Below are 24324 nucleotides of genomic sequence, written 5' to 3'. Positions count from 1 at the left end.
CGATTTCGAAGGATAGAACCCAAGCGTAAACGACTTCGCCGTCCTTTGGCGGCGAAGCTTCGTTTCGCGAAGAATTCTAAGCGGATATGAGTGTGAAACTTATAAATTCTTAGAATTGCAAAAAACAGAGTCCCGCCATGGTCCGGCGGGCTCTGCTTATGCATGCTGCAGCTTACTTGCTTGCCGCGTAAAGCTCGTTCATTTCCTTAATCAGATCGTTGCCGCCGCTGCTCTTCCACAGCTCGAGAGCCGCTTTGTAGCCGGCTTCGTCGATTTGTCCGACGATAAATTTAATCCGCGCGTCGTTCAGAATGTTATCCAGCTGTGCGCCCTTCTCGGTGTATACCTTCGAGATGAACGGCTCGGCCGGGTTCGTCACGATATACTTCTCGTTTTCCTTTTGCAGCTCGGTTTGCTTGATGCGCAGCGGAGTCTGCTTCACTTTCTTCGCCCGGTCCTCCGGAATGAAGGTCAGCATCTGGTTCAGGCCTTCCACCTCGGATTCCATCAGAACCGAATCTTTGCTGACGACAACCGCATCCCCTTCAAGCGTATGGTGCTTGCCTTCCAGGCCGTAGCCCAGCATCGTCTGCAGCTCCGGCTCGTTAATCTGGTCGATGAACGCAAGCACCCGCTTCAGCTCGTCCTCCGTCTTAACGGCAGACTTCGGTACGGCGAGCATGCCGGCGAAGCCGGAGGTCGGAAGCGTATGAAGCTCTCCGTCCGCGCCCTTCACGCCGCCGAACACATCCATGTAGTGAACGTCCGGCTGGTCTTTGCCTACCGCAGCAAGAGCGGCATGGATTTTATCGTCGGCGCGCGCAGCTCCGTCAACGACGTCGATAATGACGCCGGCTTGGTTATTTACGATCGGATCGGTCCATTTCGCCGAATCCATGACCGCGAAGTCCTGATTGATCAGCTGCTCGTCATAAAGCTTTTTCATAAATTTCAGCGCTTCCAAATATTCCGGCGTCAGATGCTCAGGCACGAGCTGGCCGTCGACATCGCCCCATTTGTTCGGCGCTCCGAACCACAGCTTGATTGTATCGAAGCCGCTGGCCCATCCGCCCGTCCATTTGACAAGCACCATTCCGTACGTGTCGTTTTTGCCGTTTTTGTCCGGATCCTTCTCTTTAAACGCCTTCAGCATATTATAAAATTCATCGACCGTAGTCGGCACCGTAAGGCCTACGTTATCCAGCCAGTCCTTGCGGAAATATACGCCGTTACGTCCAAGCGCGCGGCCGCGGTAAATGCCGTAGTTTTTGCCTTCGATCGACGAGTTGTTCAGGATGACCGGGTTGGCGCCGCTCAAGTTTTTGAAGTCCTTCAGGTAAGGACCGATTTCCCAGAACGCTCCGGACCTCGCTGCGTTCACGAAGCTTGGCGATTTGACGTCGGGAACGTACATAATCGTCGGCAGCTTGCCGGAAGCAAGCGTAATATTGAACTTATCGTTATAAGAAGCGTTCGGCACCCATTCGAAATGAATATCCGTATTCGTTGCTTTCTCCAGCTCCGCGGCAACCGGGCTGTCGTCCTTCGGATAATTCGTTTTGAAAATCGGCAGCATAATGTTGATCGGAAGCTTGCCTTCCGTTTTCCCGCCGGCATTATTCGCTGTGGCATCAGGGGATGCGGCTCCTGCGTTTCCATTGTTTCCGCCGGTGCCCTGCTGCGAGCAGCCGATCAAAGTACCTGCGGTAAGTGTGCCAACGAGCAGCAGCGAAGCCCATTTTTTGTTTCTGTTTCGATTTCCTTTCATGAAAGTACCTCCCTTAGTTATTTGTATTATATCGTAAAATCGTCCGCCGGCGGACAAGCACTCCGCAGACCTGTACGAATGTTACCGGGATCAGCCTTTGATCGAGCCGATGAGCACGCCTTTGGCAAAGTGCTTTTGCAGAAACGGGTAGACGAGCAGGATCGGCACGGTGCCGACTACGATAACCGCCATTTTGATCGATTGGTCCGGAGGCTTCACGAAATTGGGATCCATCGAGTTCAAATCGCCGGCCGCCGCTTGCGACAGCAGCACGATTTGGCGGAGCAGCACTTGAAGCGGCCATTTGGCAGGATCGTTAATATAGAGAAGCGCTGCGAAAAAATCGTTCCAATGGCCTACTGCATAAAACAAGGTGAACGTAGCAAGCACCGGCTTCGAAAGCGGCAGCACGATCCGCCACAGCAGTCCAAGCTCCGAGCAGCCGTCGATTCTGGCGGCTTCCTCGAGTCCGGGCGGGAGCTCCTGGAAAAAGTTTTTTACGATAATCAGGTTGAAAGCGCTGATCGCGCCGGGCAAAATAAGAGCCCAATAAGAATCGAGCAAATTCAGCTCGCGGATAACGAGATAAGTAGGGATCATCCCGCCGCCGAACAGCATGGAGAAGATGACCAGATTGAGGACGACGTTGCGTCCCATCAAGCCCCGCCTAGCCAGCGGATACGCCATCGTTACGGTGAAGAACAGGTTAACGATCGTACCGAAAACCGTAACGTACATGGATACGCCGATGCCTTTCAAAATCGTATCCGTCGAAAAAATAAACTCATAAGCGGCTAACGAGAAGGTTTCGGGTATGAGGAATACCGCCCGTCTCGTAATTTCCGCATCCGTCGCAAACGAGCCGGAAATGACGTAAATGAACGGCAGCACCGCCGCAATTGCAAATACTGTCAAAAAGATATAATTGATGACGTCAAACGTGGTGCCGGACACTGTCCGGTAGGTTCTGGCCATAGTCTGGTTCTCCTTTCTCTTTACGTCCAGCCCTTAGTAGAGACCGGATTGTCCGAATCGTTTTGCCAAATAGTTGCTTCCGAGTACGAGAATGACGCCAACGATCGATTTGAACAAGCCGACCGCCGTACTGTAGCTGAACGCTCCCTGCGTAATCCCCATCATGTATACGTAAGTATCGAACACTTCCGCCACCTCGCGGTTAAGCGGGTTCAGCATCAAATAGATTTGCTCAAAACCGTTTTCAAGCACGTTCCCCATCCGCAAAATAAGCAAAATAATGATCGTGCTGCTAATGGAAGGCAGCGTAATATGCCACATCTGCTTCCAACGGTTCGCTCCGTCCATGATGGCCGCCTCGTATTGCTCCACGTCCACCGCGGCAAGCGCCGCCAGGAAAATAATCGTGCCCCAGCCGCATTCCTTCCAAATCGTTTGAATGATGATTAGCGGCCTGAACCAGTCGGGACTGGCCAAAAACTCGATTTTTTTGCCTGTGTAAGCAAAGAGCAGCTCGTTGACCGGACCGCCCGCCGTCGTCAGGAATACATAGGTCATACTGGCGACGATAACCATTGAGATAAAGTGCGGAATGTAGATCAGCGTCTGGATCGACCGTTTGAAAATAGCAATTCTGATCTCATTCAGCAGGATGGCCAAAATGATCGGCGCCGGAAAGAAAAAGACAAGATTATAAAAGGATAAGAGCAGCGTGTTGCGCAAGAGCATAAAAAACTCCGGGTTCGAGAAAAACAATCGGAAATGCTCCACTCCTACCCATTCGCTGTTCCAAAACCCCGTATAGGGCTGATAGTTTTTGAAGGCGAGCAGCACGCCCCACATCGGAACATATTTGAACAACAAAAAGTAAAGCAAACCAGGCATCAGCAAAATGTATAACCATTTATCTTTGATTAGCCTCCGCAGCACGCTCGGCCGGTAATCGGCTGCCGTCTGTTTAAGTTTAGGGACTGCAACCTGCTTCATAAACATTCACCTCCGGATGTCGTTAACCGCCTCATCGACGTTTGTAGCCTTAGTATGGCGTCGGCGTTTTTTTCCGGCAATCGGACATTTTTGACCGCATAACAGCGGGCTTTTCCGGCGTTTGTTCAAGAAAGTCCAAACTGCGTCAAAACTGTCGCAAGCGCTTTCAATCAGGCGGATAATCAATAAATCACTAATGATAGGCGCTCCGCTGTTGATGAATACGGGAACTTTTGAACCTGACGGTTTAGAGGTTTGAGCTCGGGGAGATGCCCGGTGCAAGCGATCCGAACGATGTGGAAAGCCGGGTTACGAGATGGTTAAGGGAAGTGCATGAAGGGTCTTGGACGTACTTATGGGGGCGTGAAAGGAAGTTTCCGTTAGGCGAGGTTAATCTTGGCGGCAGGTCCATCGCAGTTTGATCACAAATGGATTTGATGTATATATTTTCGATTAATTAGTCCTTGCTCTTGGATTAACTGTAATCGCTGTATCTAAATCCGCGAAAAATGGGCTGAAGCTTCTCTCTTTCCGGATATAGATACAAGGAATACAGTTATTTCCACCAATAAAGCTCATGCAGCTTGAATAGATTCGTTGAATCCACTTAATTCGTATATAAATCATACATCTAATCATCGGTCGTCTGACCACTGAGCAGCCATCAGCTACATCAAATGCAATTATGAAGCCAAGCAGCCAACCGCTTAGAAGGTCAGAGCAGCGCCTCCCTCTATTACTCCGCCAGCTCGCCGCGCAGCACCGTTACCGCCTGGCCCGTCAAGTGAACGCGGCTGCCTTCGGGACGGACTCCGACGAATCCGCCGCGCTTCGAGGCCTGATAGCCGGTTAGCTCGGATTTCCTGAGCCTTTTGGCCCAATAAGGAGCGAGCGCGCAATGAGCCGAGCCTGTTACGGGATCCTCGCCAACACCAACTCCCGGATAAAAGGCGCGGGACACAAAATCGTAAGCCGGGCTGGAGGACCGGCTCGTCACGATGACGCCGCGTGCCGGCAGCCGGGCGAGCAGGCCGAAATCCGGGCGAAGCGTCCGGACCGTCTCCTCGCTGTCCACCTCGACGAAATAATCCATCCGGTTGCGGCCGGCAAACCGAGGGATCAGCCCAAGGCCTTGCAGCAGCTCTTCCGGAGCAACGTCAGCCTGCGGCGGCTCGGCCGGAAAATCCATAACGATTCCGCCATCCGTAAACTTTGCGGTTAACAAGCCGCTCTTCGTATGGAAACGCGCCGCTTCACTTTCGTCCAATACGCCGCATTCCCATAGTACATGCGCGGCCGCAAGCGTCGCATGCCCGCACAGCTCAACCTCCGCCTCCGGCGTGAACCACCGCAGATCATAACCTTCCACAGCCGGTACGACAAAGGCGGTTTCCGACAAATTCATTTCCGCCGCCACCTGCTGCATCCAGCCCTCCGCACGGGGCGCGTCAAGCAGGCAGACCGCCGCCGGATTTCCTTTAAAGCTTTCCTTCGTAAACGCATCCACGATAAACAATCGAGTACTCATTTTATTCAACGCCTTTCTTCAACCAGTATTTTCCAAACAGAGCAAGCGTTAGCCCGTAAACGAGATGGCCGGCCATCCACATGGCCAGGGCTCTCCAATCCTGAAGGGCAGGCACTCGCTCCGACAGCTGCGTCAGCGGGATCCATGTGCAGGCGGCCATTGCGCCGCCCATCCAGAGGCCCAGCCCAAGCGGTGCCCACCAAACGGATAAAAGAGACCAATAGACGATCCCGAGCGGCAGCGACACGAGCAGATGCAGCGCAAATTCGGCCGGCTCCGGCATCGCAGCCGGCAGCCAGGGAACAAATTCCACGCTGAGCAAGAGCCGATAAACGCTCTTCCCGGACGCAAGCTCCAGAAGCTTCATGGCAAGGCCCAGCACGATGCCGCTCACGGCGCCGGCCGCCAGCCCTGCGTAAGCCAAGCCGCCCCTTATGCGCAGCATGTACGTTCCCCTCCCCGCAAAATAAAAAAACTTGCCTTCGCAAAACGAATCGTAAAGACGGCCCGGCGTCTTTATCTGATTCGTTTGCGTGCAAGCGTTGTGTATACATTAATCCTTCAGAGGGATAAGCAGCTCTACCGGCTCTTCCTCCAAATGATGTTCGTCGATATAAAACAATTCCAGCGATACGGCATTTTCCTGTCTCTCAAGCCGCATCTCGTTCATCCAGGCATGGAGCTGCTCGTAGCCTTCGCCGATCCGTTTGTTCGAGCATGCAGCCATCGCGTACCGGTGGGCCGGAATCGTAAACTGCACCATGCCCGGCGGCACCTCCTCCAGATGCTGTACCTCGTAGCAGGCCCAGTAGGTCGCGAACGCTTCGTTGCCAAAGTAGGGGCTGTAAAGCACCGTCGATTTCATTTGGCCGTTAAGCTCATGCTTACGTGTCAAAAACTCGGTTTGCAGCCTGATGGCTTCGTCCGGGAAGGTTGAATACGGGCCGCAATAGCTGATTCCCGCCAAGTGGAGCGCAGGCTTTGTAACGATTGAGCAGTTTTCCACGCCATTTCCTCCTTTAGGTCTGTCAGGACTTGTGCGCAAGGATGAGCTTTTCTACTCCAACAGTTTAACATGTTTTACCGCCGGATGGATACCCGTTTCGAAAATCTGTGCCGAAACGTTTCCCCGGGATTACTCGAGCTCCAGCCGCTTCATAAATTCCTCGACCGCGCTGTAGCCCTGCTGGCGAAGATACCAGTTGTTGGCGGCCGCCTCGATCAGACCCGCCGCGTCCCTGCCCGGCTGCAGCTGAATTTCGAAATGAGGGATTCGAACGCCCATATATTCCGTAAATTTAGGCTCCAGCTCCAGCTCGTTATTAAGCTCGTTGTCCCGCCACTTCGTGAGCTCGATATCCAGCGCAATCCGCGTCTCGTCCTGAAACGCCTTGCGGCCGTACAGCCGTACGACGTTGACGAGCCCGACGCTGCGCAGCGCGAGAAATTCCTTTGTCTTCTCGTTATGGCTGCCGAGCAGCGTCTGCGAGCTGAGCTTTTTGAGCACGACGATGTCGTCTGCGACAAGCCGGTGGCCGCGCCTGATCAGCGTATGCGCGGTTTCGCTTTTGCCTACGCCCGATTTGCCGCGCAGCAAAATGCCGATGCCCGATACGTTCAGGCAAACGCCGTGCACGGACATTTCCGGGGCAAGCGCCTTCAGGAGGAAAGCGTCCAGCATACCCAGAAACGCAGCCGTCAGCACGTTCGTGCGCAGCAGCGGAATACCCTCCTCCTCGCAATATTTTGTCAAATATTTAAGCCCTTCCTGTCCGGACGTCACGACGAAGCAGGGCGGATGGTATTTTACAATGTTCCCGATATGATGATTGCGTTCTTTCTCCGTCAAGGAGTGCAGGTAGGTGATCTCCTTTTTCCCGAGTATCTGCACATGCTCCTGCGGAAAAAAATCAAAATAGCCGACAAATTCCAGGCCCGGGCGGTAAACTCTGGCCTTCATAATTTTCCGGTCCAGCTTGTCCCGTCCCGCCAGCACCTCTAACGAAAATTTGTCCACTAGCTCTCTAACCTCTATCGATTTCACAGCGCTGCTCCTTCCGTTCATGTGTAAGAAAGATCGGGTATCCATGGTACTATTCCACAAAGCCCGGGAATTCCCTGCCTCTGCGGCGAAAATGCCGGCCTTTCCAAGTCCGCTTACGACCCGGTGGACCGGTAATGCCGGACGCCGAGCCGCCAGACAAGCAGGCACGGAATGATGAAGGCAATGCCGGCCAGCGGCGACAGCAGGCTCATCAGCCCATTGCCGTTCCCTTTGTCCAAAATATACAGCAGAGGTATATAATTGACACAGCCGAACGGGATGACGAACGTGAAGAAACGTGTCACCCATTTTTTATAAATATTGAGCGGATACTGCGCCATCTCCCGTCCGCCGTCGGTAAAAATGTTGGCGATCTCGAGCCCCTGGATCGTCCAGAAACACATCGTCGCCGCCAGCATAAAAATGCCCGAAAAAATGAATACGCCGCTGACGATCATCAGCACCAGAACAAGCGCCTTAAGCACGCTCCATTCGGCGGAAAGCCGGCTGACCGCCCATGCCAGCACCAAGGTGCTTTGCACGAGCCGGCCGATGCGGCTGAATTCGAATTTGGAGCCCAGTACCTGGACGATCGTGCCGCGCGGACGGACCAGAAGGCGGTCGAAATCCCCGCCTGCTACAAGCGTCGAGAAGCTGTCGAAGCCGCGGGCGAAGCACTCGCTGACCGCAAACGCCATATGAATGACGGCGAAGCAAAGCGCGACCTCGTCGAACGCCCAGCCTCTTATTTGCCCGAACCGCTCGAACATGAAATAAAGCCCGGCAAACGCCGAGAACGGCACAAGAAACTGGCCCAGCGTCAGAAGCCAAAACGAAGTACGGTACTGCATTTGCGATTTGAATAAAATAGCGACATATTTCCAGAACAAAACCATCGAATGTTCAGCCTCCTTGTACGACGACTTTACGCAGCACCTTCGTCATCGCCGATTTGCCCAGCCACAATAGCCCCATGAGCCAAAGCAGCTGAATCCCGATGCCGGCAACCGCCTCCTGCAGCGGAATATGGCCCGAATAAACCCGAAACGGAAAATCCGCCGTCCAGCGGAACGGCAGCACGTAAACAATTTGCTGCAGCCAATCCGGCATAAGCGGCACCGGGATGATCATGCCGGCCAGAAATTCGCCCAATACGCCGAACATCAGCAGAGAGCCGGAGGGCGACAGCGTCACGAATACGGATATGTACATCAGCATGGACAGCGATACGATCATCAGCAATCCGATCAGCAGCGCAGCTCCAAACAGCAGAAAAGCAAGCCAGTCGTGCGGAAGCGGCATCCTGTAAGGCTCCGGCAGAAACAAGGCCACCGCCAAAATCGGCAGACTTCTCAGAATCGCGCTGGACAACCGCTGCGCCAGCAGCTTTGCGAACCATAAGCCGTAAAGTCCGCTCGGCCGGCACAGCTCGTACGCGATATTGCCGCTTGTGATGAGCTGGAACAGCTCGTTGTCGCGGAACCAGAGCATAATGAATGCGAGAAACGCCTGCTGCAGCCACACATAGCTGATTAACTGCTTCAAGGAAATCGGCGGTGTTCCTGACGCGTGGCTGTAGAACGCCTCGAACACCATAATAATGAGGAAGCCCCAGAAAAACTGGGTGGCGCAGCCCGCGACCGCCGCCGTCCGGTACTGCATGCCAAGGTTCAATCGCAGCTTGAAAACGGATAAATAAGCTCTCATTAGATTTGATGCTCCTTATACAATTGAACGATCATTTCTTCGATCGGCTGTGACTCGATTTCCACATCGAGCAGCTCCACCCGGCCCGACAGCTGCAGCAGAACTTCGGAAATGTTCAAGCTTGCCGTATCGATTCGCCATACGGCGCGTTCGGGCGACCATGACAGCAGCTCGGCTCCCGGCACCTTCAGCGGCTGCGCATGATGACGGTACACGACCGTTAACGTTTTGTGCGTGCCGAACCGGCTTCGGATCCGGTCGATGCCTCCGTCGAACAGCAGCCTGCCCTTGCCGATCAGGATGATCCGCTGCGCCAAAGCCTCGATATCGTTCATGTCATGCGTCGTCAATATGACCGTCACGCCCTTCTCCTCGTTGATCGTGCGGATGAACCGCCGGACCGCGATTTTGGACACCGCATCCAGCCCGATCGTCGGCTCGTCCAGGAAGAGCAGGCTTGGACTGTGCAGCAGCGACGCCGCGATCTCACAGCGCATCCGCTGCCCGAGGCTCAGCTGCCTGACCGGCATTTGGATAATCTCCTTCAGCTCCAGCGTTTCCGTAAGCAGCTCGAGATTGTCCCTGTACTCACGTTCGGGCACCTTGTAAATGTCGCGCAGCAGCTCAAAGGAATCGAGAACCGGCACGTCCCACCACAGCTGCGACCGCTGGCCGAAGACGACGCCGATATTTTTGACGTATTGCGTCCGGTCCTTCCACGGCGTATAGCCCATTATCGAGCAGGTGCCGCTGTCAGGCACAAGAATGCCGCTCATCACCTTGATCGTCGTGGATTTCCCGGCCCCGTTCGGCCCGATATAACCGACGATCTCCCCCGGCCGGATCGAAAAGCTGATATCCTGCAGCGCTTCCACAGCCGTGTACTCTCTGCGGAACAGTGATTTGAACGCTTGTCCGACTCCCGCATTCCGCTTGGCGACATGAAACGTTTTGTTTAAACCTTGAATGGTAATCATTTCATTTCCTCCTTTTTGTGCAAAACGAAAATCGCCCTCTTCCGGCTTAAGGCCGAATGGAGAGCGATCCTGCTGTTGCTTGCTATAGTTAATGTTTAAAAGTTAAATACAAAGTCCTCGTCGTTCAGCGGCTCTACGTGAATCGTGCGTACGTAGCCGTTTCCTTTTTTGGAGAAGAAGTCATGCTGCTTCGTGTGCGTGCTGATGCCGTTAAACACGATCGGGTTGACCGGCTCTTCCGGGAAATACGGCTCAAAGCCCAAATTCATCAGTGCCTTGTTCGCATTGTAGCGGACGTAGGCGTTAACCTCTTCCGTCAAGCCAAGCGGCGTGTACAAATGCTCGGTGTACGTAATTTCATTCTCGTACAGCTCGTTCAGCAAAGCATAAACCTCGGTTTGCAGCTGGGCTTGCTCCTCCGGACTGAACGTCTGGTACAGCTCCTGCGCCAGCACGCCCACGTACAAGCCATGGATGCTTTCGTCGCGGAGAATCAGGTCGATAATCTCGCCGCTGCTCGTCATTTTGCCCTGTCCGGCAAGGTAAAGCGGATAGAAGAAGCCGCTGTAGAACAGATAGCTTTCCAGAAATACCGAAGCCGCCATCGCTTTGTACAGCTCTTTCGGTCCCGTAATGCTCGTGTACCACGAGGAAATCAACGTCGCTTTCTTCTGCAGCTGCTCGTTCTGCTCCACCCATTTGAAAATCCCGTCGATCTCTTCGCCGGATGCGAGCGTTGTGAAAATGCTGCTGTAAGACTTCGCGTGGATTTGCTCCATCATCGACATGAACGACAGCACCGCTTTACGCTGCAGGCCGTCGACATGCTCCAAAATTTTCGGCATGCCGATGCCGCCCTGAATCGTATCGAGCAGAGTCAAGCCGCCGAGGACGTTTTTGTAAAGCGTGCGCTCGGCGTCCGTCATCTCCATCCAGTCCATTTTATCGTCGGATAGAGGTATTTCTTCGTCCGTCCAAAATTGCATGACGTTTTGCTGCCAAAACGTTAAGGTAAAATCGTCGTCCGGGCGGTTCCAGTTCACAGCTTTCATCAGATGTGCTCCTTTTTTGTTGCTTTTAACTTCATTATTAAAATTATACGGCGCAGCTGGTGCATTCCTCGACGGAAAGGCGCTTCGTTCTCGTGTAATAAAGCGATTTGAGACCTTTTTGCGCAGCATATACGTAGAAGCGTGCAAGCTCGCGCGTCGTCACGTTGCTGTTCACGTGCAGAACCGAAGAAATGCCCTGGTCGACGTGCTGCTGAATTTCCGCAATCAGATCGATCAGCTTGAACTGGTCGATGTTGTAAGCCGATTTATAGTAGAAGTAATTGTCCTGAGCCAAATAAGGCATCGGGTAATACGTCGTCGAATTCGCATAGGTGCGCGTTTCGATGTGCTCGACGATCGGCATAACGCTGGACGTCGCATTCTGGATGTACGAAATGCTCTGCGTCGGAGCGATTGCAAGACGGTACGCATGGTACAAGCCGTGTTGCTGAACCTTCTCCTTCAGCTCCGCCCAATCCTGCGGCGACGGGATATGCATCCCCTCAAACAACTCCTTCACGCGTTCCGTCTTCGGACGGAAGTCGTTCTCCACATAACGCGTGAAATACGTTCCTTTGGCGTACTCGGAGCGCTCGAAATCCTTGAACGTAATGCCGCGCTCTTTGGCGATTTCCATGCTCTGCTCAATGGAGTAGTAGTTCATCATCATGAAAAATACGCTAGCAAAATCCTTCGCTTCGTCGCTTTCGTAAGCGATCTTGTTCTTCGCGAGATATCCGTTCAGGTTCATGGCGCCAAGGCCGACGGAATGCAGCTCCTCGTTCGCTTTGCGGACGCCCGGAGCGTTGTCGATTTTGGAAAGGTCACTGACCGTCGTCAGCGCTTCGATGCCGACATGGACCGATTCCTTCACCTTCTTGCGCTCCATGACGTTCACGATGTTAAGCGACGCCAGGTTGCAGCTGATATCTCGACGGATAATGTCCTCGTGGCCGTAGTCCTTGATTTCGGACGTCTCCTGCAGCTGGAAAATTTCCGTGCACAGGTTGGACATTTTGATCGAGCCGATATCCTTCAATGCATGAATGCTGTTTGCATTCGATTTGTTCATGATGTATGGGTAACCCGATTCCAGCTGAATCGAGGCGATTTTCGTAAGCATGTCGCGTGCATTCATAACCTTCTTCTTCGTCACTTGCTCGTTGGCGAGCAAATCCTCGTACATCAGATCCATATCCATGTCGTCCAGATGCTGTCCGTAGGCTTTGTGTACGGAGTGCGGGCCGAATACGTAAAGTGGTTTGTTCTGCGCAGCCAGCTCGTAAAACTTGTTAGGAATGATAAGGCCGATGGACAAGGTTTTAATTCTAGCCTTCTCGTCCGCATTAATTTTTTTGCAATCCAGGAACTCGATAATATCCCAGCCGAAAATATTATAGTAGCCTGCGCCGGAGCCTTTGCGCTGGCCCATTTGGTCCGCATACGAGAATGCGTCCTCCATAAGCTTCAGAACGGGCATAATGCCTTTGGCCGCGCCTTCGACGCCCTTGATCGGCTCTCCGCGTCCGCGAAGCTTCGACAGGTTGACGGCTACGCCGCCGCCGATTTTGGACAGCTGCATGCAGGTGCCGAGCACATAGTTAATGGAATTCAGGGAATCGTCCATCTCGAGAAGGAAACAGGAAACCATTTCGCCGCGGCGGCTCTTGCCGGCGTTCAGGAAGGTCGGTGTCGCAGGCTGCAGGCGCTGCTCGATCATCGCTTCGGCAATGCGGAGTGCGCGGGCCGCGTCTCCTTCGCCCAGGTGCAGCGCGACGATCGCAACGCGGTCGGAGTACTGCTCGAGGTATTGCGATTTGTTGTTCGTCTTCATGGCGTAGTCTTTGTAAAACTTCGATGCGGCCATATACGACTGGAATTCGAAGCCTGCGCTTGCCGTCAGCTGAAACACGGCTTCAATCTGCTCATATGTATACGTCTCGTACACATTATCGTAATAGTCGTTCCCGATCAAATAATCCAGCTTCTGGCGAAGCGAATCGAACTTGACGCTCTTCTCTTCCACTTCTTCCATAAATGCGGCTACCGCCTCTTTATCTTTATCCAGCTGGTAAAAACCGTCCGCGCCGCGCTGCATTAATTCGTTATTGAGTTCAATATGCTTCAATGGTTCGCACCCTTTCGACAAAATGTTGCGTATCCTGAGTCGTGCCCGACAACTCGAATTTCAAAATTACAGGGACATCATACATAGCAGATATAGTGTCCGCGCTTTTCGCGAACCCTGCTCCCCAGTTCCGGTTTCCGCTCGCGGAAACGCCCCGGAGCATGTCCGAGTTGCTCTTCAGAAACGAAGCAACCTTCTCCGGAACCTGTCCAAATCCTGTGGTGTACGTGACCAGCACGAACGGCTCTTCGATCTCTGTCTTCTCATCAATAGGCATGGCTCGCATATTCAATTTGTTGATAAAACGCTTGACATTACCTGTTTTGGAATCATAGACGACTAGCATAATTCGTTCGCTCCCCTGCTAAAATTAAGGCATTAAACAGCGCCTACGACTAGCAATCCGGTCGGCTGCGCTTATTTGCGATTACCAGCAGGTAATCATTGAAAGATCCTATGTACATCAATATGTAGTTGATGTTTTTGATTCTACATCAATATATAGGTTCCGTCAATGAAAATTATGGAGATTCTATGAATCCGTTATTTTGGCGCACTCGACTATTTTACCAGAAGCGGATATGATGGGATAGTGACATTTTATTGATATTTTGAAAGGCGTGATGCAAGTGGAAGATACCCGGGGGCAAATGCGGGATTTAATCGGCAAGCTGTTCAGAGACGCGGGGTACGAGGTGCCGGAGCTGCTGGATTACATAGATAAGCTGGAGGAAGACAACGCCGCTCTGGCGGAGAACGCCAGAAAGTGGCGGCTGGAGGCGGCGCGCCGATCCGGGCCGGGGACAGGCATGAACAGCCGTCTGCGTGACGCTCTGCGCGAATAGAGGCCGCAGGGGCGACCACTAGATATAGATACGGCCGTTCGTTTCGGGCTTGCTTCCTCCGTCAGGTGAAAACGGATACGCGTCCGCCGCAATTTCGACAAAATTCGTATATTTCGACAATACACGGCATCCAAGCCGTTCGCTGGCCGGGGCAGAGCGCCGGGCGGGCGCCCGCCACGTTCCCATTTCCGGTTCCGAACGGCAAAACGGGCTATCCCCTCAGGCAAACAGCCTTCCGGGATAGCCCGTTTCATTGTATAAACGATTTATTTGAGTGCGGCGAAGAACAATCGCTCCGATTCGCGGCTGGCCGGCTTCAGCTCGAAATCGGCAAACCGCTCGACCGTCCGGAACCCCGCCCTCCGCAAGGCGCCTTCGATCCAGTCGGGGTCGTAAGCCCGCTGAATATGCGATTCCTCGAACCGGTAAAACTTCGAATCCTTATCCCGCGCAAAAATCGTCAGATGATGCTCGATTTCGCAGCGCTCCTGTTCCAGCTCGCAGGTCCAAATATAGGCCACTTCCCGCTCGTCCAGCACGAAAGGCTGCTCCTGCGCATAACGGATCAGCTGCTTCGGCGGATGCACGTCAAACAGGAACGAGCCTCCGTTCCGGAGACCGTTATAAGTTGCCCGGAACGCCGCTTCGATATCGGCTTCCTCCGTCAGATAGTTCAAGCAATCGCAGAAAGAGATGACCGTATCCACGGGCTCCTGGAGCCCCCATTCCCGCATATCCTGCTGCAGCCATCTGATTGTGCCCTGACGCGGCCTGGTGACCGTCTGGGCCGTCTCGTCCCATTTGCTGCGCGCGACGGTAAGCATGTCCGAGGACAGGTCGAGCCCGTACACGTCAAAGCCCGAGCGGGCCAGCGGGATGGCAATGCTGCCGGTGCCGCAGCCGAGATCCACGACCGTGGCCGGCATATTGCCGTAGCGGGACCAGCATTCCCTGGCGAAGCCCAGCCAATCCGCGTAAGGCATCTCCTCCATCAGCAGGTCGTATACCGTTGCAAACTGCCCGTACGAGCGCATCATAGCTTTTCCGTCCCTTCGTTTACGGAAGCATCCGCCCCTGCAGCCGGGGTTTCGCTTTCGGACGTCAAGTGCGTCCAGCTCCCTTTTTGCGTTACCAGCCCTTCTCTCATCAGCTTCCCGATTGCACGCTTGAAAGCGCCTTTGCTGATGCCGAATTTATGCTTGATGATGTCTGCTTCCGTTTCGTCGGAATAAGGCATGGCTCCGTTTGGCCGCTCCTTCAAAAAGGCAAGAATGCGGTCGGCATCCTCAAGCCGCCCGACCTCCTTGCGCTGCGCCATCGAGAGGTTCACTCTCCCGTCCTCCCGGATATACGTGACGCGGGCCCTTACCCGTTCTCCAAGCCGGAGCGGCCGGATACGTTCGGAGCTTGGGATCAGCCCGTACACCCCGAAGCCGACGACCCCGCCGTCCAAAATGACGAAGGAGCCAAGCTGAAGCGTCTTCGTCACCCAGCCTTCGACCCACTGGTTGTTCCAGATCGCCGGAGCTGGAAATACGAGCTTCGACAGCTCTTCCTCGAAAGCCAGCTTCGCAACAAGTCTGCCGATCTTGTCATGCTGCATAACGACGAAAACTTCGTCCCCCGGCAGCGGCCTGTAATCGATGCTCTCCGGCAGCTCCGAGAGCGGCAGCAGCAGCTGCCGGCCAAGGCCCATCTCGAGAAAGCAGCCGAGACGGGGATGAACGTCGGCCACTTTCAGCCGGGCGAGCTCTCCGAGCTGCAGCAGCGGCTTCTTCATCGTGGCGGCCGGCCGGTCTTCCGAATCGTAAAACAGAAACGCTTCGACTTCGCTGCCGATGTTCGGCTTGGAGCCTACCAGCTCGGTATAGTGCAGCAGAATCTCCGATTCGCCGTCGCTCAGGAAATAGCCGTAAGGCGACACCTCGCGCGCCACCTTGAGCGTCTGCGTCGTACCTGCGACAAAGCTCATGCGAATTCCACAACCTTCGCATCGGACCAGAGCCGCTCAATATTGTAATAATCGCGTTCGTCGCGGTGAAAGACGTGTACGATCACGTCACCGAGATCGATCAGCACCCATCTGGCCGTATCCATGCCTTCGATGCCGCGGACGCGGGTGCCGTTCTTCTCCGCCTGCTTCCTGATTTCCGTAGCGATCGCCTGCACCTGCGTATCCGAATTACCGCTGCAGATGACGAAATAATCCGCTACCAATGATATTTCTTTTAAATTTAAGGCAACGACCCGCACCGCTTTTTTGTCCTCGGCGGCCGCGACCGTTATTTGAAGCAATTGATCCGACTGTAGTGTCATAGACTCAACCTCCTGTGATAGATGATTCCAATAAAGAGTTCCGTGCCTCCACCGTCAGCGGAAAAATACGTTTTCCTTTCTCCAGAAGAAAGGAAATTGTAGAGTTAAAGCCCGCTAGCAGCGCTTCGTCCAGCCGCTCCCGGCTCAGCTCCCTGATCCGGTCCACGCCGGGAAAGTCCCGGCCAGGCTCCATGTAGTCGGCCAGGCACACGATTTTTTCCAGACGGGACATGCCTTTCCTGCCGGAGGTATGGTACCTGATCGCATCCAGCACGCCGGTGTCGGTTACGCCGTATTCGTGCTCGGCAACCCATGCCCCTACCGGTGCGTGCCACAGCTCTTTGTCGTACAGCAGAAGCTCGGCAGGCAGGCTCTGCTCCCTGATAATACCGGCCATCCGCTCGGTCGGCCAATATTTTGCCACGTCATGCAAAATCGCCGCCAGCTCTGCCCGCTCCGGATCTTCTCCGAAACGCTGCGCGAGCTGAACGGACGTCTCCATGACTCCTTGCGTGTGCAGCCATCTGCGCTCCGGCATTTCCGCTTTTACCTTCTCGATCATTTGCTCACGATTCATATAAGCCGTACCTCCTTATATAGCTAAGTACGGAATCAGGCACGAGGTAGCGGACGGAGCCGTCAGCCTTTAGCTTGCCCCTGATCGCCGTGGAAGATATCTCGATCGCCGGCATCCGGATCAGCCGGATCCGGCTTCTCAAATAATCGGGCAGCTCCTCCAGAAGGATCGGCTCGTTCGGCCGTTCGAGCCCGATAAAGGAGACGGCCTCGGCCAACAGCTCGATCTTATGCCACTGCGGAAGGTCGTTAATCCTGTCGGACCCGATAATATACGAGAACTGAAGCTCCGGATAACGGGACTTCAGTTCCATGACGGTATCGTACGAATAGCTGACTCCGCCTCTTTGCAGCTCGATGTCCAGCACGCGGAAGAAAGGATTGTCCTCCGCCGCGGAGCAGGCCATTTCATAGCGGTGCCGGCTGCTTACGCCGGGCTCATTCGCTTTAAGCGGGGGCCCGTAGGACGGGATGAACCACACCTCGTGAAGGCCGCACTGCTCGCGCGCCGTCTCCGCGGCAATCATATGACCCATGTGGATCGGATCGAAGGTGCCGCCCATGATGCCTATATTTCTCACGTGTTGCACCTCCTCTAGGGAAGCTCGATTTGCTTGTTGTCTCTGGACTCCTTATAGAGAACGATCGTCTTGCCGATCACCTGAACGAGCTCGGCGCCCGCTGCAGCCGCAACCTCCGCGCCGATCTCGCGAGGATCGTCCAGACAGTTGTTCAGGACGGATACCTTGATCAGCTCGCGGGTCTCGATCGCCTCCTCAATATGGCGTACGAGCTGGTCGTTCGTGCCGCCCTTGCCGACCTGGAAAATCGGAGTCAAGTGATGCGCCAGCGATCTTAAATAACGTTTTTGTTTGCCTGTAAGCATAGTAAGTGTTCCTTCTTTCATCTCGATCAATCGATATTGTTAATAAGCATAAATAATTCATCATGCGGGTTTATTGCTGCAGTCATTCAGCAATAAGAGAATCTTCTTTATTCGTTCGTCAGCCGGTCAGTAATAAAGGCATTTCTACAGTTATTTTACCCAAAAATAACCGTTTATCTCATATAACTGGAAAAACTCCCGCTAATTTCGGCAGAATTTCGGTTTGATGACACATTGGCAGCGTTAACGGGAGTAAATCCAGTTATTCAACTCGAATTCGTAAATGCAGTGAATTTAACCGCAGAAAATCCTTTTAACCCCATTCGCCTGCCACGAACTTAAACGGATGCCTACCCCTGCAGCGAGTCCAGCACCGTTTCGCGCATCGCTTCGACCGGGGCCGGCCGGCCTGTCCAGTACTCGAAAGCATAGGCGCCCTGGTATATGAACATCCCGAGCCCGCCGTGCACACGGCAGCCCTGCCGCTCCGCCTGCTGCAAAAAGGTTGTTTTCAGCGGATTGTAGATCAGATCGCTTGCAACTGCGCCGGGCTGCAGCCAAGCGCCGTCGATCGGCGTATCCTCCGTATTCGGGTACATGCCGACGGAAGTCGTATTGATAACGATGTCCGCTTGCCGGCAAGCCTCCTTCAAGCTTTCCACCGCTGCTGCTTCGATGTCCGCTTGCGAACGGAATGCCTTCGCCAGCTCCTCCGCGCGCTCCACAGAACGGTTCACGATCGTAATCCGCTCCGGGCTCTCCTTCGTCAAGGCGTAGACGATGCCCCGCGCGGCCCCGCCGGCTCCGAGCACAACCATTTTCTTGCCTGCGAGCTCCGGCTCCGCTTCTTCCTTCAACGACCGGACGTAGCCGATCCCGTCGGTGTTATAGCCGATCAGGCGGCCGTCGTCGTTCACGATCGTATTGACGGCGCCGATCGCCTCCGCACCCGCATCGATCTCATCCAATAATGACATAATATCCAGCTTATGCGGAATCGTGACGTTCACTCCGCGAATGCCCATCGCCCTTACTCCCGCAGCAAAATCGGCCAGCCGCTCGCTTGTTACGTGGAATGCGGCATACGCCCCGTTAATTCCCGTTTCGCGGAAAGCCCGGTTCATCATAATCGGAGATTTCGAATGCCGGATTGGATTGCCGATTACCCCGTATAATACCGTATGGCTGTCCATACGGCTTCCTTCGACGCCAATCGTCACAGTGAGCTCCCCTTCCAAGCCTTATGTTAAATCATCGATTCGCGGAGCATAACCTTGACGCCCTTAGGGGCATAAATGTCAATTTGCGCTCCGCCCGTTCCGTTCACCTGAATCCAGCCGAGGCCTGAAATGAATACGTCCTTGTTCTCTCCGCGTCTGACGCGGAGAGAATGCCTGGTCCAGGCCGGCATGCTCTCCAGCTCCTCCAGCGACGGACCTCCCAGCAGCTGGCCGCGGTGATCCGCATAAAGCGCCTCCGCGCGCTCCAGCTTCGTCCTGTGCACGTTAAGCGCATTCGAAATATAGAACGTAAAAGACTGGCGGTCTCCTTCGACAAAATCAAACCGTACCAGACTGCCGATAAACAGCGTCTGCCCCGAATTGAGCTGATAGACGAGCGGCTTGATCGGTTTGTCCGGAAGCAGGGCGCCGAGGAAGCTGCGCGGCACGATTTCCGTCATCCTGGATTCGTAGACAATGCCCGGCGTGTCAATAATGGCCTTGCCGTCGTCGAGCGGGATATGGACCGCATCGAGCGTCGTCCCCGGATAACGGGAAGTCGTCAGCTCGCGTTCCATATCGCTGTAATCGCGGATCAGACGGTTGATCAGCGTGGATTTGCCCACGTTTGTCGCACCTACGACGTATACATCGCGTCCGTCCCTGTATTTCTCAAGGGCGTCGATCACATGCTCAAAGCCCATATTCCGTTTGGCGCTGCATAATACGACATCGACGGTCCTCAGTCCTTCCGCCTTTGCCTGTCTTTGAACCCAATTGCGCAGGCGGTTGACGTTCATCGACTTCGGCAGCAAATCGATTTTGTTGACGACCAGAAGGACAGGGTTGTTACCGACAAAACGCTGCAGGCCCGAGATCAGGCTGCCTTCAAAATCATATAGATCGACGATATGTACAACCAGACTGTCCGTAGAACCGATGCTGCCGAGGAGCCGCAAAAAATCGTCCTGATCGACGGCAACCGACGCTGCCTCGTTATAATTCCGGATACGGAAGCAGCGCTGGCAAATGACCGGCTCGCGTCCGGCCGCAGCAGGCGGCAAATATCCGGGAAGCTCCGGCTTTTCGGACTGCAGCTGCACGCCGCAGCCTGCACAGGCAGGCGATGCCTGACTCAGATGTTGTTCTCTCACTTCGTTTCCCCCTCGTACCATAACCCTTTTTTCCTTAGCCGCACCAATGCAAATCGTTCGATCCTCCGGTTTACGCGCGTCATGATGCCTTCATCGGCAGGCGCAATCGGCGTAACAAGAATCGTATACAAGCCCATCCGGTTGCCTCCAAGAACATCCGTAAGCATCTGGTCGCCGATAACGACCGTATTCTCCGCAGCCATGCCGAGGACGCGGAGCGCCTTGCGGAACGCTTTGCCGGCCGGCTTGCGCGCAGCGTGAATATAAGGAATGTTAAGCGGAGCGGCAAACTTGCCGACGCGCGTCGCGTTGTTGTTGGAGACGATGACGACCTGAAAGCCTCGCGAGCGGACGTAGTCCAGCCACTGAACCAGCTCGGGCGTCGCCAAAGCTTCCTTGGCGCCTACTAGCGTATTGTCCAAATCCGTAATGATGCCGCGAACGCCGCGCGAATGCAGCTCATCTAAATTAATTTCATATACCGTATTAACTCGCATATGCGGCAACAGCCGTTCAAACATAGTCGATATCCCTCTGCTTTCTGCCTGCTTTCTTACGAAACTATACCATACAAACCAAATTTGTTGCAAAAAAAACCGCCCCCTTTTTCATTAGAGGACGGCTAAAGCTGTTCCGGGCATATTTATTATAGAAGGATTGCACTTATTTTAATTCGTCGATCAGGGCCCGAACCTTATGGACGAACCTTTCCGCATCCTCGGAGGTAACGGAGACTTTGCTGTATTTCGCCTGCTCGAAGCCGTCGAGCACGAACCGGAATTCGCCCTGCAGCCGCTTCTGGGCTTGCGACCAGCGAAGCACCGCTTCCCTCAGCGTCTCATGCTCCTGCCGCACTAGACCCCGCTTCTTGCATATTCGAAGCAGCCGCTGCGTCTCCAGCACGATCCGGTCATTCGCCGTGTAGGAGCCGTGTCTCAACTTAAGCCAATATGCGATCATTTGCTTGCGGCGCACGAACGCCCAAGCCGCTCCGGCAACAACGATCAGGGAAACCGAAATCCAGGCCCAAAGTTCAGCATGATTCGTTTTTGGAGCCGCTTCGGGCGCTGCCGGCGTCGTCTCGCTCGAGTCCGCATCCGGCAAAGGCGCGGCTTCCTCTTCCGCTACCGTGTACGGGAACGAGAACCCCGATGTAGGCTCAAACGGCACCCAGCCAAAGCCTTCAAAATAAATTTCTACCCAGGAGTGGGCATCGGAATTGCGGACCGTATACGTCCCTGCGCCCGACGGGTTAAGATTCTCCTCCATATATTCTTCCGGCGTGACAAACGAGCCTGCCGGCAGAACGCCCGGAGCAAACCCTTTGACCCAGCGTGCCGGAAGTCCGAGACTTCTTGCCATAACGGCCATTGACGTGGAGAAATAATCGCAGTAGCCCTCCTGGAGCTCGAACAGAAATTGATCGACAAAATCGACGCTCTCGCCGGTCAGCTTGCTTATATCCGGCTTGTTGTTATACGTATAATTGAGCCGCAAATACTCCTCGAGCAGGCGAGCCTTGTCATAGTCGCTCTCCGCCTCCTTCGTCACGTCTTCGGCCAGCTCCCTCACCCTCGCGGGTAAAGTATCCGGCAATTGCAAATACATCGCATTTCGCACGGAATTCGCCCCCGACCAGCCGGCGCGGGTTTCACGCAAGGCAGTCTCGTCCAGCACAGGGACGGAAGACGTGATCGAATAGGTTTCCGGGTATTTCCGGTTTCTGCTCGGCCAATTCAGCAGCCTCAGCTCGAGAGATTCGGGCAGCCAAACGAATCCGCTCGGCAGCACCCCATCTTCGCTGCCGATCCAATTCACCGTGGAAGCCGGCGAAGCCGAGAACAGGACCGGATAGCTGTCCTTGCGGATCATCGTGACGATTTGATTGACCTCAATCGTTCCTGCTGCGGGTGGCTCGTTAAGGCTGGCAAGCTCGGCGCCCTTCTGGATCGCGTATACCTGCTCATCCCGGGCCGTTTCGCTGTCCTCCCAGCCTTCGCCCGTATACAAGGCTTTGGATTCCCCGCGCCAGTAGCTCCGGTGCGAGGTCGTTACCGTCATCATCGGGGAATAATCGAAATCAAAGCCGCCGCCCAGCGCCTCGTCGCTGCGGCTGTAGCCCGAGCTGGCGTTGCCGTTGCCGTCTGAAGTGACAGGATCATTACCTTTGTCGCCCAGAAAAACCTGGACGGTCTGACCCTTCGATTCCTTCCAAATCGTGTAAGGATCCTGCAAAATCGGCGAAAGCGACGGCATGTTCAGGCCGGTAGCCATCAGTACCGTAAGCACGAAAGCGATCGGCATTATTAATTGAAACGGATATTCAAGCAGCTCCCGCCAGCTTCTCGGATGCTCCCGCTGCAGGCGGGACAGATGGCTTGCGACCAGCCAGAGCAGCCCGACGAATACGACCATGCCGACCTCGTCCCAAAGCCAGATCGGCGTGAACGAATCCGCGATCGTCAGAATAAGCAGACTGACGCCGATCAGGCCGAACATCCGCGTCCGTGTCGTCGTCCATACGCTGAATAAAACATGCAGCAGAAGAAGGGCAATACTTACCCAAATGAACGGATTAAGCTGAGCGGCATGCGCCTGCAGCCACCAGACCCACTCCTGCCAGCGCTCCGGCCTCGCGATCAGCCAGTCCATTCGGGCAAGCTGGATCGTAACGACCGCTGCTCCGCAAAGCTTGATCACCAGCTTGAGAAACCGCATGCGGTAAGGCAGCAGAAAATCGATGCCCGCAGCGATGAACAGCGTCCAATAAGCGATCCGGTACGTTTCGTCCCACCAAAACCCCTCGAATATCGCGATCGCATTCGCTATGACGATGGCGACAAACCAGCTGGTAAGCTTCTCGTACCAATCGGCGGTCAAATAGCCGAATATCGTTTTGATCATCATTTTCATGCGATTCCACTCCCCTCCAGAACGCCAGGGAGCTCCTGCAGCTGGCGGATTTCGAATACCGGCCATCCCCGCTCCCGGAGCACGCTCTTCCAGGCGGAAGCCTGCGGGTTATGCTTCTCCGAGGATGAACGAATGTGAAGGAGGCATGGAACGATCCCCTTTCGCGAAAGCCATTCCATGCTCCGGATGACGCCTGCGCCTGCCGCCGGCGTCACGATGACGGCGAAGCTGCCGGGCTCCAGCGCGTGCTCGGCACGCTGCATGGATGCATAAAGCGGCTGATGGGCGTCCGCATCGACAAAGGTCAAATGCTTCATCACCAGATTGTGCTGGTCATGGCCCGATTTCGGAGGCAGCACCGTCGTGCTCTCTCCAACGGAAACAAGCCCCATCGCCGTATCCTCCTTCAGTCCGTTCTCAAGCAGCGATGCCGCAGCCGAGACGGCCAGCTCGAAGCTTGCCCCTTGCTCATCCTTATAGGCACTTGCATCCCTGTCCAAAATAACGAGCGTACGCGGCAGAGATTCCCGCTCGAACGCTTTCGATTTCCACTGGCCGGTCTTGGCCGTGGCGTTCCAATGCACGCGCGACAGCCGGTCGCCGTACAAATATTCGCGGACTCCGTTGATCTGGGTCGTCTCCTTCGCCGACCGCGATGCGATCGCATGCGAATATGGCCCGCGGATGCCGCGCTGGACGCCGTTCCACTGCCGGAGCGGTACCGTTTGCGGAAGCACGCTGAAGACGGATTCCGAGCCGAACCGGCCCTTATGCTCGAACAAACCGAAGATGTCATACGAGATGCATTCCGTATCCGTAAACCGGTATTCGCCGCGCTGCAGCGGCGGCGTCTGATAAGCGACCTGACCGCTGCGCTTCCAATTGGGGACGAACGACGTCTCGAACGCAAGCTTCTGGCCGTTGTGGCGCTGCAGCTGGTCTCTAACGATCACGTACGGCAGCGGATAATAACCTGGAATTTTGAGGTTCAGGCTGACGTCAAGCGTGCTTCCCGCCGACAAGGACTGCTCAAGCGGCGCCGCGCCGGAGCTCGCATAAGCTCTGCTGCCGTTCACCTTGTGAATGCCGCTCCACCTGCCAAGCAGCAAATAACCGATCAGCAGATTCAAAATCATAAACAGCATGAATGCCGTTTTGCCGCCTTGAAAGAGAAAATAAAAAAGACAGGTCGTATAAATAACTGCGACAAGCTGCCAGCGCAGCTTAGTTGATTTGAGCGCCTTCATC

At 54.7% G+C, this 24324-nt stretch carries 25 protein-coding genes; 1 reads left to right on the top strand and 24 read right to left on the bottom strand.

Annotation, left to right across the window (positions count from 1 at the left end):
- Positions 1-172 precede the first annotated feature (172 nt).
- From KP806_RS01360 to nrdI, 13 genes are all read right to left on the bottom strand, one after another.
- On the bottom strand, positions 173-1768 hold the full coding sequence (locus KP806_RS01360; RefSeq protein WP_224721761.1) for an extracellular solute-binding protein: 1596 nt from the start codon (positions 1766-1768) through the stop codon (positions 173-175).
- Positions 1769-1858: 90 nt separating this feature from the next.
- A complete protein-coding gene (locus KP806_RS01355; protein ID WP_224721760.1) occupies positions 1859-2743 on the bottom strand; it encodes a carbohydrate ABC transporter permease in 885 nt (294 codons plus the stop codon).
- A 33-nt stretch (positions 2744-2776) separates the two neighbouring features.
- Entirely contained in the window at positions 2777-3730 is a 954-nt protein-coding gene (locus KP806_RS01350; RefSeq protein WP_224721759.1) for an ABC transporter permease, read from the bottom strand.
- A gap of 736 nt (positions 3731-4466) precedes the next feature.
- Entirely contained in the window at positions 4467-5258 is a 792-nt protein-coding gene (locus KP806_RS01345; protein ID WP_224721758.1) for a PhzF family phenazine biosynthesis protein, read from the bottom strand.
- A 1-nt stretch (position 5259) separates the two neighbouring features.
- Positions 5260-5703, bottom strand: coding sequence for a hypothetical protein (locus KP806_RS01340; RefSeq protein WP_224721757.1), 444 nt, complete (start codon positions 5701-5703; stop codon positions 5260-5262).
- Between the two features lie 108 nt (positions 5704-5811).
- Positions 5812-6264: a GyrI-like domain-containing protein gene (locus tag KP806_RS01335; RefSeq protein ID WP_224721756.1), complete on the bottom strand. Its 453-nt coding sequence runs from the start codon at positions 6262-6264 to the stop codon at positions 5812-5814.
- 129 nt (positions 6265-6393) lie between these two features.
- Entirely contained in the window at positions 6394-7302 is a 909-nt protein-coding gene (gene hprK / locus KP806_RS01330; RefSeq protein WP_224721755.1) for an HPr(Ser) kinase/phosphatase, read from the bottom strand.
- Positions 7303-7415: 113 nt separating this feature from the next.
- Entirely contained in the window at positions 7416-8198 is a 783-nt protein-coding gene (locus tag KP806_RS01325; protein ID WP_224721754.1) for an ABC transporter permease, read from the bottom strand.
- Between the two features lie 7 nt (positions 8199-8205).
- Positions 8206-9009, bottom strand: a complete 804-nt coding sequence (locus KP806_RS01320) for an ABC transporter permease (RefSeq protein ID WP_224721753.1) — start codon at positions 9007-9009, stop codon at positions 8206-8208.
- Entirely contained in the window at positions 9009-9986 is a 978-nt protein-coding gene (locus tag KP806_RS01315; RefSeq protein ID WP_224721752.1) for an ABC transporter ATP-binding protein, read from the bottom strand. Before KP806_RS01315 ends, KP806_RS01320 begins: the two co-directional genes overlap by 1 nt.
- A 95-nt stretch (positions 9987-10081) precedes the next feature.
- Positions 10082-11038, bottom strand: a complete 957-nt coding sequence (nrdF, locus tag KP806_RS01310; protein WP_224721751.1) for a class 1b ribonucleoside-diphosphate reductase subunit beta — start codon at positions 11036-11038, stop codon at positions 10082-10084.
- Between the two features lie 43 nt (positions 11039-11081).
- A complete protein-coding gene (nrdE, locus tag KP806_RS01305; RefSeq protein WP_224721750.1) occupies positions 11082-13166 on the bottom strand; it encodes a class 1b ribonucleoside-diphosphate reductase subunit alpha in 2085 nt (694 codons plus the stop codon).
- The gene (nrdI, locus tag KP806_RS01300; RefSeq protein WP_224721749.1) at positions 13153-13512 is read right to left on the bottom strand and encodes a class Ib ribonucleoside-diphosphate reductase assembly flavoprotein NrdI; all 360 of its coding nucleotides are present in this window, start codon (positions 13510-13512) and stop codon (positions 13153-13155) included. The genes nrdE and nrdI overlap by 14 nt, the downstream gene beginning before the upstream one ends.
- Before the next feature lie 283 nt (positions 13513-13795).
- Here nrdI and KP806_RS01295 point away from each other — a divergent pair, with 283 nt between their 5' ends.
- Positions 13796-14011, top strand: a complete 216-nt coding sequence (locus KP806_RS01295; RefSeq protein WP_224721748.1) for a Maf family protein — start codon at positions 13796-13798, stop codon at positions 14009-14011.
- Positions 14012-14277: 266 nt separating this feature from the next.
- Here KP806_RS01295 and KP806_RS01290 read toward each other — a convergent pair whose 3' ends face one another.
- The 11 genes from KP806_RS01290 to KP806_RS01240 form a co-directional block, all read right to left on the bottom strand.
- Complete coding sequence (locus tag KP806_RS01290) at positions 14278-15045, bottom strand: class I SAM-dependent DNA methyltransferase (RefSeq protein WP_224722402.1); 768 nt, start codon at positions 15043-15045, stop codon at positions 14278-14280.
- Positions 15045-15983 (bottom strand): CvfB family protein, encoded by a 939-nt coding sequence (locus KP806_RS01285; RefSeq protein WP_224721747.1) that lies wholly within the window; start codon positions 15981-15983, stop codon positions 15045-15047. Before KP806_RS01285 ends, KP806_RS01290 begins: the two co-directional genes overlap by 1 nt.
- Positions 15980-16327 (bottom strand): ribosome silencing factor, encoded by a 348-nt coding sequence (gene rsfS / locus KP806_RS01280; protein ID WP_224721746.1) that lies wholly within the window; start codon positions 16325-16327, stop codon positions 15980-15982. Before rsfS ends, KP806_RS01285 begins: the two co-directional genes overlap by 4 nt.
- A gap of 4 nt (positions 16328-16331) precedes the next feature.
- The gene (gene yqeK / locus KP806_RS01275) at positions 16332-16904 is read right to left on the bottom strand and encodes a bis(5'-nucleosyl)-tetraphosphatase (symmetrical) YqeK (protein WP_224721745.1); all 573 of its coding nucleotides are present in this window, start codon (positions 16902-16904) and stop codon (positions 16332-16334) included.
- A complete protein-coding gene (gene nadD / locus KP806_RS01270; RefSeq protein ID WP_224721744.1) occupies positions 16894-17484 on the bottom strand; it encodes a nicotinate-nucleotide adenylyltransferase in 591 nt (196 codons plus the stop codon). The genes yqeK and nadD overlap by 11 nt, the downstream gene beginning before the upstream one ends.
- A gap of 14 nt (positions 17485-17498) precedes the next feature.
- Positions 17499-17789: a ribosome assembly RNA-binding protein YhbY gene (gene yhbY, locus KP806_RS01265; RefSeq protein WP_224721743.1), complete on the bottom strand. Its 291-nt coding sequence runs from the start codon at positions 17787-17789 to the stop codon at positions 17499-17501.
- Positions 17790-18139: 350 nt separating this feature from the next.
- Positions 18140-18982 carry a shikimate dehydrogenase gene (aroE, locus tag KP806_RS01260; RefSeq protein ID WP_224722401.1) on the bottom strand — a complete coding sequence of 281 codons (843 nt, stop codon included), beginning with the start codon at positions 18980-18982 and terminating at the stop codon, positions 18140-18142.
- Between the two features lie 53 nt (positions 18983-19035).
- A complete protein-coding gene (yqeH, locus tag KP806_RS01255; protein WP_397376342.1) occupies positions 19036-20163 on the bottom strand; it encodes a ribosome biogenesis GTPase YqeH in 1128 nt (375 codons plus the stop codon).
- Positions 20160-20684 (bottom strand): YqeG family HAD IIIA-type phosphatase, encoded by a 525-nt coding sequence (locus KP806_RS01250; protein WP_224721741.1) that lies wholly within the window; start codon positions 20682-20684, stop codon positions 20160-20162. Before KP806_RS01250 ends, yqeH begins: the two co-directional genes overlap by 4 nt.
- 142 nt (positions 20685-20826) lie before the next feature.
- Positions 20827-23076 carry a DUF4129 domain-containing transglutaminase family protein gene (locus KP806_RS01245; protein WP_224721740.1) on the bottom strand — a complete coding sequence of 750 codons (2250 nt, stop codon included), beginning with the start codon at positions 23074-23076 and terminating at the stop codon, positions 20827-20829.
- On the bottom strand, positions 23073-24323 hold the full coding sequence (locus KP806_RS01240; RefSeq protein ID WP_224721739.1) for a DUF58 domain-containing protein: 1251 nt from the start codon (positions 24321-24323) through the stop codon (positions 23073-23075). Before KP806_RS01240 ends, KP806_RS01245 begins: the two co-directional genes overlap by 4 nt.
- Position 24324 lies beyond the last annotated feature (1 nt).

The organism is Paenibacillus vietnamensis, from assembly GCF_020169515.1.
GTDB classification, from domain to species: Bacteria; Bacillota; Bacilli; order Paenibacillales; family Paenibacillaceae; genus Pristimantibacillus; species Pristimantibacillus vietnamensis.
The sequence above is the reverse complement of the archived record's forward strand: the minus strand, read 5'-3'. Positions and strand labels throughout refer to the sequence as shown.

Excerpts from the sequence above, each read along its gene's own strand:
- KP806_RS01360 (WP_224721761.1), bottom strand. The coding sequence starts at position 1,768 with ATGAAAGGAAATCGAAACAGAAACAAAAAATGGGCTTCGCTGCTGCTC.
- KP806_RS01355 (WP_224721760.1), bottom strand. The coding sequence starts at position 2,743 with ATGGCCAGAACCTACCGGACAGTGTCCGGCACCACGTTTGACGTCATC.
- KP806_RS01350 (WP_224721759.1), bottom strand. The coding sequence starts at position 3,730 with ATGAAGCAGGTTGCAGTCCCTAAACTTAAACAGACGGCAGCCGATTAC.
- KP806_RS01345 (WP_224721758.1), bottom strand. The coding sequence starts at position 5,258 with ATGAGTACTCGATTGTTTATCGTGGATGCGTTTACGAAGGAAAGCTTT.
- KP806_RS01340 (WP_224721757.1), bottom strand. The coding sequence starts at position 5,703 with ATGCTGCGCATAAGGGGCGGCTTGGCTTACGCAGGGCTGGCGGCCGGC.
- KP806_RS01325 (WP_224721754.1), bottom strand. The coding sequence starts at position 8,198 with ATGGTTTTGTTCTGGAAATATGTCGCTATTTTATTCAAATCGCAAATG.
- KP806_RS01320 (WP_224721753.1), bottom strand. The coding sequence starts at position 9,009 with ATGAGAGCTTATTTATCCGTTTTCAAGCTGCGATTGAACCTTGGCATG.
- KP806_RS01315 (WP_224721752.1), bottom strand. The coding sequence starts at position 9,986 with ATGATTACCATTCAAGGTTTAAACAAAACGTTTCATGTCGCCAAGCGG.
- nrdF (WP_224721751.1), bottom strand. The coding sequence starts at position 11,038 with ATGAAAGCTGTGAACTGGAACCGCCCGGACGACGATTTTACCTTAACG.
- nrdI (WP_224721749.1), bottom strand. The coding sequence starts at position 13,512 with ATGCTAGTCGTCTATGATTCCAAAACAGGTAATGTCAAGCGTTTTATC.
- KP806_RS01290 (WP_224722402.1), bottom strand. The coding sequence starts at position 15,045 with ATGCGCTCGTACGGGCAGTTTGCAACGGTATACGACCTGCTGATGGAG.
- KP806_RS01285 (WP_224721747.1), bottom strand. The coding sequence starts at position 15,983 with ATGAGCTTTGTCGCAGGTACGACGCAGACGCTCAAGGTGGCGCGCGAG.
- rsfS (WP_224721746.1), bottom strand. The coding sequence starts at position 16,327 with ATGACACTACAGTCGGATCAATTGCTTCAAATAACGGTCGCGGCCGCC.
- yqeK (WP_224721745.1), bottom strand. The coding sequence starts at position 16,904 with ATGAATCGTGAGCAAATGATCGAGAAGGTAAAAGCGGAAATGCCGGAG.
- yhbY (WP_224721743.1), bottom strand. The coding sequence starts at position 17,789 with ATGCTTACAGGCAAACAAAAACGTTATTTAAGATCGCTGGCGCATCAC.
- aroE (WP_224722401.1), bottom strand. The coding sequence starts at position 18,982 with ATGGACAGCCATACGGTATTATACGGGGTAATCGGCAATCCAATCCGG.
- KP806_RS01250 (WP_224721741.1), bottom strand. The coding sequence starts at position 20,684 with ATGTTTGAACGGCTGTTGCCGCATATGCGAGTTAATACGGTATATGAA.
- KP806_RS01245 (WP_224721740.1), bottom strand. The coding sequence starts at position 23,076 with ATGAAAATGATGATCAAAACGATATTCGGCTATTTGACCGCCGATTGG.
- KP806_RS01240 (WP_224721739.1), bottom strand. The coding sequence starts at position 24,323 with ATGAAGGCGCTCAAATCAACTAAGCTGCGCTGGCAGCTTGTCGCAGTT.